A 12,019-nucleotide genomic window follows, 5' to 3' on the forward strand; every position below is an offset into this window, starting at 1 on the left:
GAGCACATGAGCACCGTTATGACCGCACGTCACCCCGGAACCCAGGCGTCCGAGTCCGTGGCAGGGGAGATCGTCTACGAGAGCTTCGAGTACGCGCCCCATCGGCTCACCCACGGCTTCGCGGCGGAGGGCTGCCACGGCGTCAGCGCCGTGACCACCGACGGCGTGAGGGTGGGTTCGCTGCTGTGGGACCGTCACGACGGGATGGTCTGGTGGGTCGGCGTCCGCGCGACGTGGCGCCGCAGCGGGATCTCCACGGCCATGTGGCGGCTGGCCGTCGACAAGGCCGACACCCTGGGGTGGACCCGCCCCGTCCACAGCGACGTCCTGACCCCGTACGGACGGGCCTGGATCGCCTCCCTGTAGATACCCCGGGGGGGGGGGGCGCGGGGGGGGGGGCCCCCCCCCCCCCCCCGCCCCCCCGCCCCCCCCCCGCCCCCCCCCCCCCCCACAGCGCCCCGCCCCCACCTCCCCCGCCCCCCCCAGCGCGGGGGTGGCGGTCCCCCCCCCCTTTTTATCCGCGGGGGGGGGCCCGGTGTGGGGGGCCCCCCCCCCCCGGCCCTGCGCTCCCGACCTCCGGCGAGCGGCGCACCAGCCCGACGACTGGACCCGGCCCCTCCCCTCCCCACCTCCCGATCGGATACTCCCGCCATGCCGCTGTACCTCCCCGCCCCCGAGCCGGTCCGCCACCCGGGCGGCTGGAACCGCCTGTCCCTGAACGCCCACATCGGCACCTTCGACGCCCAGTGCGCCCTGCGGCCGCGATCCTGGGCCGCCCTGCACGAGAGCCGGCGCGACACCCGGTTGAGCAAGTGGGGGCCCTATGGTGCGTGTGTCGCCGCCCGGCAGTACCCGGACTGCACGGCGTGCCCGGTCTTCGCGGCACGCAACGACTCGGGCCGGCCGGTCGAGGTGACCGGGAACCGCGTCTTCGTCCGCATCGAGCGTCGGATCGTCGGCGAGTTGTTCACCGCCGCCCCCGTGGACCTGCTGTGGCTGACCGACGGCCCCGACGCCACGCAGCACGCGGGGGAGCCGTGGACGTGGGACCAGGTCTCCCGCCTCACGGACTGGGAGGTGGGCCGCCGCATCCTGGACGACGCCGGGGAGGGGTTCTGGCTGCACCGCACGCCGGCCGCTCCGGCCCCGCGCACTTCCGCAGCGGCCGGCGCTCCCGAGGCGAACGCCGGCGAACTGCTCGTCCTGGCGCTGGCCGAACGCGGCCTGACCGCCACTGTGGTCCCCACCGGGGGCGGTTGCACCGCCGTTGCGCTCACCGTCCCGGGCGGCGAGATCCTCGTCACCGACGACGCCCGGGCCGACCATCAAGTCGGCGACCACGACGGCTGGTTCGCCGCCTTCCACCCCGACCACGACCCGGGCGAGCGCACCGACGTCTACTCCGGCCACGGGCTGGACGCCCACCGTGACGCCGAGGCCTGCGCCGACGCCGTCGCGGCGTGGATCGGTGCGAACACCTGACCCCCGCGAGGATCCCGATGCCGATCACCTGTGCTTCCGCCGCCTACACCGACCGACCCGGGGCCTGCGTCTCCGTAGCCACCAGGCTGCTCGTCATCACGTTCGCCGAACGCCGCACCCAGCGCTGGGCGATGTGCGACCGGCACGCCGCCGGGGTGCACGAGGACCTGGCCGACCCCCTGTTCGCCTACCTCCGCCACACCTCGGTCACCGAGGCCCCGATCCGGCCCGCCGGTGACCCGACCACCTAGGAGAGCCATGACCAGCCCCACCGTCCGCACCGGCGCCGAGACCCCGCTTTCACGGCGGGCCGTCCGTGGCCAGCTCGCCGTCCTGGAGACCCGGTACCCCGCGCCGGGTGGCGCCCCGCACGACGACCGGGTCGACTACCAGCCCGTCACCGTCGCCGCCGTCCGCGCGGACGGCACCCCGGCGGCCTTCGCCCTCCCCGACGCCCGCACCATCACGGTGGGCGACCTCATCCACCCCACCGTCGCCCTCCTCGCTGTGCCGGGCCGCTACGACCCCCAGGCAGTATTGGCTGCCGCCTGTGACAACGGGGCCGGCGGGCGCTTCGCCTCCCTTGGCGATGTCGACGAGCTGTTCAGGCGTCACCCTGCACCCGTCCCCCCACCGGCCCCGGCGGCCGGGAAGCCGGCCGTCCTGGTGCTGCACCGGCCCGCCGGCCGGCACTCCCCCGCCCCGTGGAGCGTGTGCGTGCCCTGGCGGGTGCGGGTCAGGCTCGCCTCGGGCTGCGGCACCAAGGCCCGGGCCCGCACGGTGGCGGCCTGGCTGGAAGGCACCGGCGTGGATTTCGCCGACGAGGCCGCCACCCTGGCGCTGAGCGACGTGCTGATCGAGTTCTACCGCGAGTGGGAGGCGTGCGTGCGCGCCGCCCTGGACGGCGACGCCCCGTGGCCGGAGCAGACCCCGGAGAGGTTCGCGGGGATGCTGGCGGCCCTCGCCGACGGAGCCCGAGGACAGAGAGGGCAGAACACTCCCAGAAATGCATGATTCATGGTAGCCTTTTTCTTGTCAGATCGGGTGGCTCCCGGAAGGCAATCGAACCCGTACACGAGGAGGAACCCGTGAGCACCCGTCACCGCATGTCCCGCACCCAGCTGGTCATGGAGCTGACCGCCCGCCGCATCGAGACCACCGGTCTCCACCAGGGCGCGACGCTCAACGAGAAGGACTGGGCGTCCTACCCGCCCGCCACCTACGCGCCCGACGCGCCCTGCTCGGTGCTGCACGCCTTCGAGCGTGCGCAGCGGCTGGCGGCCGGTCGGACCATCCGCGCCGGTGCCCGCCGCCACGGGCAGGTCACCGTGCGCCCCCGGGCCTACCACCCGGCGGAGTTCTCCGAGGCGCTGCGGGTCCTGTCCGACCACCTGTCGGACGTGCCGATCACCCCGGATCTGTACCGGCCCCTTGGCCTGTCGGAGGCCGACTACCGGCTCACCGTCCTTTCGTCGTGGGGCGAGTCCGAGGGCCTGACGGCCGCTGCGGCCGCCCGGACCATCCGCGCCGCCGCGCCCGCCCGACGATGACCGCCCTCCGGGAGACGAGATGACGCACACGAAGACGTGCACGACCCCTGCCAAGGCCCGGTTCGCGACGACGACCGCCGCCGCGCGCACCGCCGCCACCTACGTCCACAACCTGACGCCCTACCTATGCGCATGCGGCTGGTACCACCTGACCAGCAAGGCCATCGTGCCCGCCACGTCGCTGCCGGTGACCGAGCAGGTCGCGGCGCTCGGTGACGTGGAGTTCGCCGTCCTGGTGGTCCAGGACGTCCGGGCCACGGTGACGCCGGTGCAGGCGGGGGCGCTGCGCGATGTGGCCAACGTGGAGCGCTGGATCAGGGCGTTGACCCACCTCCAGAGCCTGGTGGAGGCCCAATTCGAGGAGCGGGCCGAGGACCGCTCGCCCGAGGCCGAGGCCTGGCGCAAGGGGGCCGCTGCGTTCCGGGACGCGCTGCTCAGCCGCCTGGGGGAGGCCACGGCTGCCGCCGCCGAGCTCCGGCTCGCCGAGGCCGCCGAGGCGGCCGCGCACGCGAAGGCGGGCCGGAGCCTGGCGGAGCTGCGCCAGCGGGCCGAGCTGGACGCGGTCCGGCGCCTGGTCCAGGCCTACGGCGCGCAGTTCAACGCGCTCCTGATCGAGGAGTACCAGGTGCTCGAACTGGCCGTCCCCCCTCGCCTTCGCCGACGCCAGGCCCGCGACGCCGCCGTGACCACCGCGCTGACGCCCGCGCTCTGGTAACCCGCGCCCGGCCAACGACCGCTGCGGCGGCCGTCGGCCGGGCGGCGCCCCGGAGCCCCGCCCCGCACCCCATCCTCTTGCGAAGGAAACGCCATGACCTCAACCACGACCTTCGGCCGCCCCTGGGACCTGGCCTGGCTCGCCGCCGACGCGGGCGAGCTGCTGCCCGCCCCCCGGGGCCCCTGGGGCGCCGACCCGGCCGGCCACGACGCGGCCGGGCACCCGCAGGCCGTCCTGCGGGACCGCGCCCGAAGGGTCCTGATCACCCACACCTGCGAGGGCATCACGGTGCGCACCTTGCCCTACACCGGCGAGCCGGGAGGCGACCGGATTCCCGTGTCCACGACCCGGATCGCCCTGCGGCACATCACCCCGGCCACCCTGGCGGCCAACATCGCCCGCAGCCACCTCGCCCCGGCCTTGGAGCCCGATGCCGCGCCCGAGCGGCGACGGCTGCTCCAGCTGCTGACGATGACCGAGCTGATCGCCCGTCTGCCCGACGAGGCACAGGCGACGGGCACCATGCTGGCCGGCGGCGACGTCGTGGAATGGCGGCAGGGGCCGGACGTCACGGCCACGGTCTGCTCCAACGCACCCGGCCGGATCCTGCTGGAGGCCCGGGCCCCGCTCGGCTCGGTCGTGCGCGCGCTGCGCAGCGCCCTGCCTCCGGAGGACGAGCACCAGCCGTTCGCCGTCCCCAGCGCGTACGCGCGGCTCGCTGCCGCGTTCCCCATTCTCACCCCGTACCCGAACGTGCCGGGAACCGACACGCTGGCCGGGCTCGGTACGGGGCGCACCGTCGTGAACGTCCATCTCGCCGACGGCGCCCCCGAGGACGACGGGACGCGGGCCGGGCTCGACATCGAGGCGGATCTCGACCTGGTCCTCCTGGTCCTCGGGCTGCTGTAGCAGCACCGTCCCGGTCCGGCAGGCCCTGCCGGACCGGCCGCGCCCCTTTCCTCGACCGCCGCTCGCTGGAGGCCTGCGTGACCACCGACCCCGACCGTTTCGACCTCGACGCTCTGCTGAACTCTGCGGAGTTCGCCACTTCGCTCCAGGGGGTCGGCGCCGGCACCCTGTGGAGCCTGCGGACCCTGCTGCTGGAGGAGGAGGACCGGCGCTCGGTCCAGTACATGCACGAAGCCCTCCGGGAGGAGCTCGGCTGGTTGTACGGGGAGGCGGACGCCTCCGAGGTGCGGATCACGGCGATCGAGGTCCCGTCCGTGCTGTGGGACGGCCGGTGGTGCTGGTCCGCCGTGGAGGCGGTGGTCGTCTTCAGCGACGGCTCGCGGCTGGCCGAGGACCTGGAGGGGCCGATCCACGATCACCTGTGCGACCTGGCGGGCAACACCCCGCCGTACGGGTCGGGTGACGTGTACACCCTGACGGTGCCGCCGCGCTGACGCCGGGCGGGCGCTCGATGGGACGGCGCGACGCGGGGGAGTGCATTGACCTGGCTTCAATGCACTATTCATGGTAGCCTTTTCCTTGTCAGTCCGGGTGGCTCTCGGAAGGCAATCGAACCGACAAGCACGGGAGGACCATCATGTACTACGAGAAGAAGCGCCTTATCGCGATCGACCCGGCGGACTGCGACTGCACCGAGTGCATCGTCGGCGAGTACGTGCCGCTGCGCAGCGCGACCGAGGAGCAGATCGCGCTCATGCTCAGGGGCAAGCTGCGCGACAACACCTCCACCCCCCTCCGGGTGTCGGCGCAGTGGGAGCTCTACGGCCCCAGGCCCGACGAGCAGCACCTGGTGTCGGTGCAGGTCGTCGCGGAGCTCTGGGACGGAAACGTTCTCACCTGGGATCTCACGAACCATCTCGACGTCGTTCCCGGCCAGGTCTTCGGCTCTCCGCACGACTGACGGCCGGTAGCCGGGCGGTGCCGCCAGCTACAAACGCGGCTGGCGGCACCGCCGGGCCGACACGTCCCCGACGCGGTCCGGGCGATCAGCGCCCCCACCTCACGAAAGGAAGCACCGCCATGCCCGGACAACGGGCCGTCAAGACCAGCAGGCTGCTGGCCTTCCTCCTTCGCCACCGGTCCGAGCTGGCCGGGATCACGCTCGACCGGGCGGGCTGGACGGGGACCGACGCACTGCTGGCCGCCCTCGCGGCCCACGGTGCTGCCGTCACCCGGGCAGAGCTCGACCACGTCGTGGCACCGACACCAAGCGCCGATTCGCCTACTCCGAGGACGGCCGGTCCATCCGAGCCAACCAGGGGCACACCGTTGTGGTCGCCCTGGGCCTGCCCACCGCCGAGCCGCCTGCGGTGCTGTTCCACAGCACCGCCAAGGGCGCCGTCATGACGATCCTGCGCGAAGGCCTGCGGCCGATGACCCGCCACGACGTCCACCTGTCCCCCGACTCCCGTACCGCCCGTCAGGTCGGGGCCCGGCGCGGACAGTCCGCCGTCCTGGCCGTGGGCACCGCCGTCATGACACGGGCGGGTCACGAGTTCCAGGTCAGCCCCAACGGCGTCTGGCTGACCTCCCACGTCCCTGCACACTTCCTCACCCGCACGTGAGAACCGGGGCGGGCCAAGACCGGCCCGCCCCGGCCCGACTCACCGCGCTTCCCCAGGAGAACGCCCCCGTGACCACGTCCCCCCTGCCCGCTCCCGGCGGCTCGCTCGCCGACGCCTTCGCCGACAGCGCCCGGTGCTTCGTCACCGAGGCCCTGCCCAACGGCATCGTCTACGGGGTCACCCCCGGCCGCCACAGCGTCGCCGTAGACGCTGACGAGTCCAGCGGCGCCCTCACCCTGCGGGTCAACGACCACCAGGGCCAGAGCGTCGAGATGACCACCACGGCCAAGCACCTGGACGCGGACCTGCCGTCGATGTGGCGGCTGGTGGCGGTGGCCGGCATCCGGGCGGCACCTGCCGAGCCATTCAGGCGCGGTCGGCGACCGCGGCGGCGGGTGCGCCCCACCGCGGCCTCGGTGCTGGAGTTCGCCGCCGACCACCTGGAACACGTCGGGCTGCACCTGGGCCCCTGGGAGTGGTCGCGCGACGCCCAGCGGGGACCCGCCACCATCCCCCACGCCCTGAACCTGGCCGTACGGCGCCTCGACCACACCCAGCGGGCCGCAGTGGGCACCGCCGCCCTGGGACTTCTGGCCGATCACGTCAACGGCTGCCCGGTCGTGGTCCCGCCGTGGTGGAACGCCACGACCACGGACTACCACCGGGCCACGGTCTGGAACTGGGGTACCGCCCCGGGCCGGACCGCCGCAGCAGCAGCCGCGTTCCTGCGCGGCGCCGCCCTGACCGCCGCCTGACCCCGCGCCTCCGGGGCCGACGGCCCCGGAGGCACCTTTCCCCGCCCAGCTCCGGCCGACCGGCCGGCACCCGCGGCACGGCGCAGCCCTCCCGCTCCCACCCCACCGATAACCACAAACACCCACCGGCCGGCACGCGCTGGCCGCACCACCACGGAGAGATCGTGTCCGGCTTCCGGTTCAACCCGACCCTCTTGCTCATGTCCATCGCCCGGACGGATTCCTGCTGCTCGGTCTGCGAGGCTGACCGCCTCACCTCGATGGCCGACGCACGGACCGCGATCTGCTTCGCCGCCGGGGTCGCGATCGACGACATCGACCCGGCCTCCGGCTACGACCACTCCCCCCCGGGCCTACCAGCGCGCCCGCGCCTCGTGGATCGACCTGATCCGCCAGCACGGGGCCGACGAGTTCTACAGCCTGGCCGACCTCACCGAGGCACGCGCGAGCTGGGCCCAGTGGCGCCCCGAACTCGCCGAGGGCGACGACTGGGTGACCGAGGCCTTCGAGGCGCACCGCCAGTTCATCACCGCCATCGGCCGTCCCTGTTCCAAGGCCTCGTGCGTGGTCCACCACCCCCTTCCCGCTGACCGCGGACCCGAGCCGGGGGACCCGGCGTGATCGCCCGGTCCCTCCGACGGCGGCGAAGGCGCGCGCCCTTAATGGGCCACGGCCCCGGGCGCGCCCCCGCCACCACCCCACAGCTCGCCGGTCGGCCGGCGAGCCCGCGATATCGAGAGGCCCCGTTGTGACCCGCGTCCACCGCATGACCGCCACCGAGTTCTGGTGGGCCGACCCCTACGAGCCGGACGCCGAACTCGGATACGTCCGGCTCACCTGCACTGCCCCCACCGCGGATCCCTGGGAGGTGAAGTTCCCCAGGTACTGGGTCGCCTACGGCGGCGTGAGCACGTACCGCAGCATGCAGCTGGGCGTCGACAACATCGCCGAACGCTCGATCGCCGAGCAGATCCGCGACCGCATCCTCGCCAGCTCCGACAAGCAGCGCGCCTTCCGCGACCTGTGGGCGGAGGTACGCGACACGGGCCGGGCCCCCCACGAGGCCTTCGACACCGGAACCGAGTTCTGGGCCACCGGCGGACCCTCCTCCGGCCGCAAGGGCTCCGTCGTCATCCGCAACCGCCTCGCCGCGGCCGTGCAATGGGACGGCGAGCCCTTCACCGGCGGCACCACCTACCCGCTCCACCTGATGAGCACCGTCCCGCCCGTCGAGCGGCACATCACCTACAGCATGGGCTGGGCAAAGGGCCGCTGACGGTACACCGGCCGGACGCCCGGACCGGCCCCAAGCCCACCAGCCGTCACCATCCCTCCCACGAACGGAAATGATCACGATCGACGAGAACCCCGCCTTCCCCTGGACCACCCGCACCCCCTCGCCGCCCGTCCTCTACGTCTGGCTGCACCTGCCAACCGGCGAAGCTGGCGCGTCGGACATCTGGGCGCTACCGAGCGGTGCGCCGACCGCCGGTGCCGGACACCGCCTCCTGCCGCCGGACACCCCGGTCCCGGACGAGACGGGACGCCCCTGGTCGCCCCGGACGACCGAGGACGTGGACCGCGCGCTGGCCGGGCACGGCTGGAGGACGGCGCCCCGGGGTGAGGCCCGCCGCTTCCTGTCGGCCAGGTTCGGCCTCGTGCGCGAGGACGGCCTTCTGGAGGCGGTCCGGGACGATGAGACCGTCTGGCAGACCAGCGAGTTCGGCGCCGTCGCCTTCGCGCTGCGCGTCGGGCCGGGCCTCGGGTCCGAGCCGGGAGGCCGGGCGTGAGCGCCCGCGCGGGCGAGGCCGGCGGGGAGCAGCTGGGGCTGGACCTGCCCGAACCGGTGTGGTGTCAGCGCTGGAACGATCGGCGGGCGACCTGGAGGCGGACGAGCGAAGGGGGGTTCGATCCGGCGCTGTACCGGTGCGTGCCGCTGGAGGCCGGCCCCGCGCGCCGGTTCGTGACGCGGCACCACTACAGCGGGTCCTGGCCGGCGGTGCGGATGGCGTTCGGCATGCAGCTGCGTACCGCGGCGGCGGGGCCGGGTGAGCCGGACGGCGGCCGCCTGGTCGGTGTGCTCGCGCTCGGGGTGCCGATGTCCAAGGGGGTGCTGACGCGGGTGTTCCCCTCGCTGGAGGCCTATCGCGAGTCGGTGGAGCTGAGCCGGCTGGTCCTGCTGGACGAGGTGCCCAGCAACGGGGAGTCGTGGCTGTGCGCGGCTGGCTTCGCGCTCGCGGCCCGGCGCGGTGTGCGGGGCGTGGTGGCCTACTCGGACCCGCACCCGCGCACCAGGGTCACGCCGCTGGGCGCGGAGGTGGTCATGCCCGGCCATGTGGGGCACGTCTACGCGGCGCAGGACTTCGCGTACCTGGGCCGCAGCAGGCCGCGGCGGCTGGTGATCCTGCCGGACGGCTCGGTGCTCACCGACCGGGCGGCGATGAAGGTGCGCCGGGACGAGAGCGGGCACCTGGGGGTTGAGCGTCGGCTCCAGGGGTTCGGGGCGCGGCCACGGCGGGAGGGGGAGCCGGGCGGTCTCTGGTTGGCCGAGGCCCTGGAGGCCGTGGGGGCGAGTCGGCTTGAGCATGGCGGCAATCACGTCTACGCGCGGTCCGTCGGGCCGCGCCGGACCCGGGTCGTCGTGGCGCCGACCTCGTATCCTCCCCCGAGACCGCCCCATTGATGCACTATTCATGGTAGTCTTTCTCTTGTCAGGCCGGGTGGCTCCCGGTCGAAATCGAACCCCTTGTCACCCACACAGGACGCAGGAGAACCCATGAACACCACCGCCCTCGACAAGTGGCAGGAGAGCGTGCGCACCGGCCGCCAGCAGGCCGCGGCCGCGCTCATGGCGGCGGCGCCCGCGCTGCGGGTGCGGGACGGCTGGCCAGATCCGGCGGCGGGCACCGACTCGGTTGCCCTGGCCGGGACGCTGGACGGCGGGCAGGTGGTGGCCCTGGTCACCTGCCCGCTGCGCGCCGGCATTCTGGCCCTGGGCCTGCCGGTCACCGGCGCCGAGCGCCTCGTCAGCGCCGCGCTGAGCGCCGAGGCGATCGTCTACCCCTCCGGGCCCGTGACCATCACCGAGCTGAGCGCACTGGCCGGTCACCTCGGACCCGGTGAGCACCTGACCTTCGACCTGCCGCAGCCCTCCGGCGCCCGCCCCTGCCACACCGTCAAGCTGTACGCCCACGGCGTGGTCGACGTCGACCTGACCCAGCTTCGGATTCCCGCCGCCGCCGAGGCGCTGGCGGCGCTGGCGGCGGCCCCGACCGCCGCTTGACCGCCCGCCCCGTGCGCGCCGCGCCAGTGCGGCGCACACGGGACCGCGGATGGGCGGCGCGGCCGACCGGACCCTCGCCCGTCGCGGTCGCGGCCCGGACATGCCCGGCGCGGCCGGACCCTCCGGCTCCACCGCAGGACCTTCCCCGACCAACCGCCCCGGGCCTCTCGCGCCCCGGGCGCATGGAGCCCACTTCGCCATGACCTCCCGCCAGCTCGCCCTGTTCAACAACGCCGAGGCCTTCCCCGAGCCGGAACCGTGCGGCACCACCGTCGTCAACTGGGGCCTGGGGGCCGACTCCACCGCGGTCATCCTGCGTTTCCTGGAGAACCCAACCGCGTACGGCCTACGGCCCGACCTGTCCGATCTTGTTTTGATCACTGCTCACACCGGCATGGAGTGGCCGGACAGCATCGCCCTGGCCGAGCAGCACGTTCTTCCGCTGCTGCGGGCCCACCGGGTCCGCTACGTGCAGATCGCCCGCGGCGGAGCCTCCATCGCCCAGTGCGGCATCGAGGTCCTCTCCGACACCCGCAACCCGACCCGGATCCACACCTCCGGACGGTGGAGCCTGCTGCTGGACCTGCGCGAGTCCGGCACCGTGCCGATGTACGGGGGATCCCGACTTTGTAGTGTACGCGCCAAGGGCGAGCCGCTGGACCTGTGGTTCAAGGAGCACCTGACCGGCCCCTACCGCCACGTCGTCGGCTTCGAGTCCGGCGAGGCCTCGCGCGCCCGGCTCGACACCTCCTTCGCCAAGCCCGGCCGCCGGCCGTGGTACCCGCTGATCAACTGGGGCTGGGACAGGCCGACCCTGCTCGCCTACCTCCAGGACCGCCTTGGTGTTTCGTATCCGAAGAGCTTCTGCTGGGCATGCCCTTACCCGGTCAGCGCCGGGGCGCTGCCGGACCACATGGCCCGCTCCAAGCGCTTCCCGGCCCAGATCGCCCAGGCCGCGATGCTGGAGTACACCGCCCAGGCACTCAACCCGCTCTTCACGCTGTACGCGAAGTCTTCGCTGCGGGAGGAACTGCACCGCGCGGGCAACACCGCCGCCCTCGACCTGCTGGCCGAGCGGCTGGACACCGAGCCCTGGAGCGTCTACGAGGTCCGACGCGTGCTGACCCCCGGACGCTCGGAGCACTGCAAGACCTGGCACGGCCCCCGGTGCGCCCGCTGCCGGAAGCTGGCCGCCGAATCCGGCACGCTCGCGTCCGAGCTGCCCCGCTGCAAGGCCTGCCAGGCCGCCAGCGGGGCCCGGTGCGCACGGCGGGACCCGCTCTGCTCGGACTCGGGGATCAAGGGGAAGGCCTGGCGCTCGGTGCGCCGGGTCGGCATCCTCGGCCGCCGCCAGGCCCATGCCGGCCTGGAGCGCTTCGCCGACCGGCCGGGGCGCCTCCTGGAGCACACCGCGAGCGCGGTTCCGGGGTACCCCTTCGGCTTCGACCGCGTGGTCGACGCGCGGCGCGGCGCCAGCTACCCGACCATGGAGCGGCAGTTCGTCGCCGCACCGGCGAGGGTGCCGTCGAAGGCGGCGAGCGGCTTCGAGGCGGCCTGGCTGTCCGCCGTCGCATCCACCGCGGCCGCCGGCGGGCAGCCGCTGGAGCCGCGGACGCTGGCCATGGCGTAGCGGCACCGGCCAGTACTGCGCCCTCGGAAGTCGGGACACCCGGGGGTTGGCCGGGGGGGGGGCGGCGGCC

15 protein-coding genes and 1 pseudogene are annotated in these 12,019 nt (G+C 73.9%); all 16 read left to right on the forward strand.

Translation table 11 applies throughout. The features are described 5' to 3' along the window. Window positions 1-6: 6 nt before the first annotated feature. Window positions 7-366 (forward strand): hypothetical protein, encoded by a 360-nt coding sequence (locus ACFWIS_RS07790; RefSeq protein ID WP_380523559.1) that lies wholly within the window; start codon window positions 7-9, stop codon window positions 364-366. A gap of 285 nt (window positions 367-651) precedes the next feature. After that, window positions 652-1,482 (forward strand): hypothetical protein, encoded by an 831-nt coding sequence (locus tag ACFWIS_RS07795; protein ID WP_380523560.1) that lies wholly within the window; start codon window positions 652-654, stop codon window positions 1,480-1,482. A gap of 17 nt (window positions 1,483-1,499) precedes the next feature. Further along, a complete protein-coding gene (locus ACFWIS_RS07800) occupies window positions 1,500-1,733 on the forward strand; it encodes a hypothetical protein (RefSeq protein ID WP_380523562.1) in 234 nt (77 codons plus the stop codon). A gap of 7 nt (window positions 1,734-1,740) precedes the next feature. Then, window positions 1,741-2,496 carry a hypothetical protein gene (locus tag ACFWIS_RS07805; protein WP_380523564.1) on the forward strand — a complete coding sequence of 252 codons (756 nt, stop codon included), beginning with the start codon at window positions 1,741-1,743 and terminating at the stop codon, window positions 2,494-2,496. Window positions 2,497-2,570: 74 nt separating this feature from the next. Beyond that, on the forward strand, window positions 2,571-3,032 hold the full coding sequence (locus tag ACFWIS_RS07810; RefSeq protein WP_380523566.1) for a DUF6197 family protein: 462 nt from the start codon (window positions 2,571-2,573) through the stop codon (window positions 3,030-3,032). Window positions 3,033-3,051: 19 nt separating this feature from the next. After that, window positions 3,052-3,747, forward strand: coding sequence for a hypothetical protein (locus ACFWIS_RS07815; RefSeq protein ID WP_380523568.1), 696 nt, complete (start codon window positions 3,052-3,054; stop codon window positions 3,745-3,747). 93 nt (window positions 3,748-3,840) lie between these two features. Beyond that, window positions 3,841-4,656 carry a hypothetical protein gene (locus ACFWIS_RS07820; RefSeq protein ID WP_380523569.1) on the forward strand — a complete coding sequence of 272 codons (816 nt, stop codon included), beginning with the start codon at window positions 3,841-3,843 and terminating at the stop codon, window positions 4,654-4,656. 77 nt (window positions 4,657-4,733) lie between these two features. Then, a complete protein-coding gene (locus ACFWIS_RS07825) occupies window positions 4,734-5,150 on the forward strand; it encodes a hypothetical protein (protein WP_380523571.1) in 417 nt (138 codons plus the stop codon). A gap of 143 nt (window positions 5,151-5,293) precedes the next feature. Beyond that, complete coding sequence (locus ACFWIS_RS07830; protein WP_380523573.1) at window positions 5,294-5,617, forward strand: hypothetical protein; 324 nt, start codon at window positions 5,294-5,296, stop codon at window positions 5,615-5,617. A gap of 119 nt (window positions 5,618-5,736) precedes the next feature. Beyond that, window positions 5,737-6,281, forward strand: a pseudogene (locus tag ACFWIS_RS07835) (RNA 2'-phosphotransferase). A 68-nt stretch (window positions 6,282-6,349) separates the two neighbouring features. Beyond that, a complete protein-coding gene (locus tag ACFWIS_RS07840) occupies window positions 6,350-7,036 on the forward strand; it encodes a DUF6197 family protein (protein ID WP_380523575.1) in 687 nt (228 codons plus the stop codon). Window positions 7,037-7,802: 766 nt separating this feature from the next. After that, window positions 7,803-8,312, forward strand: a complete 510-nt coding sequence (locus tag ACFWIS_RS07845; protein WP_380523577.1) for a hypothetical protein — start codon at window positions 7,803-7,805, stop codon at window positions 8,310-8,312. A gap of 70 nt (window positions 8,313-8,382) precedes the next feature. After that, window positions 8,383-8,826, forward strand: coding sequence for a hypothetical protein (locus ACFWIS_RS07850; protein WP_380523579.1), 444 nt, complete (start codon window positions 8,383-8,385; stop codon window positions 8,824-8,826). Continuing rightward, window positions 8,823-9,719 carry a hypothetical protein gene (locus ACFWIS_RS07855; RefSeq protein WP_380523580.1) on the forward strand — a complete coding sequence of 299 codons (897 nt, stop codon included), beginning with the start codon at window positions 8,823-8,825 and terminating at the stop codon, window positions 9,717-9,719. Before ACFWIS_RS07850 ends, ACFWIS_RS07855 begins: the two co-directional genes overlap by 4 nt. Window positions 9,720-9,812: 93 nt before the next feature. Beyond that, entirely contained in the window at window positions 9,813-10,319 is a 507-nt protein-coding gene (locus ACFWIS_RS07860; protein ID WP_380523581.1) for a hypothetical protein, read from the forward strand. 199 nt (window positions 10,320-10,518) lie between these two features. Further along, window positions 10,519-11,949 (forward strand): hypothetical protein, encoded by a 1,431-nt coding sequence (locus ACFWIS_RS07865; protein ID WP_380523583.1) that lies wholly within the window; start codon window positions 10,519-10,521, stop codon window positions 11,947-11,949. Window positions 11,950-12,019: the final 70 nt, after the last annotated feature.

Origin of the sequence: Kitasatospora sp. NPDC127060 (assembly GCF_042724935.1) — a bacterium.
Taxonomy (GTDB): domain Bacteria; phylum Actinomycetota; class Actinomycetes; order Streptomycetales; family Streptomycetaceae; genus Kitasatospora.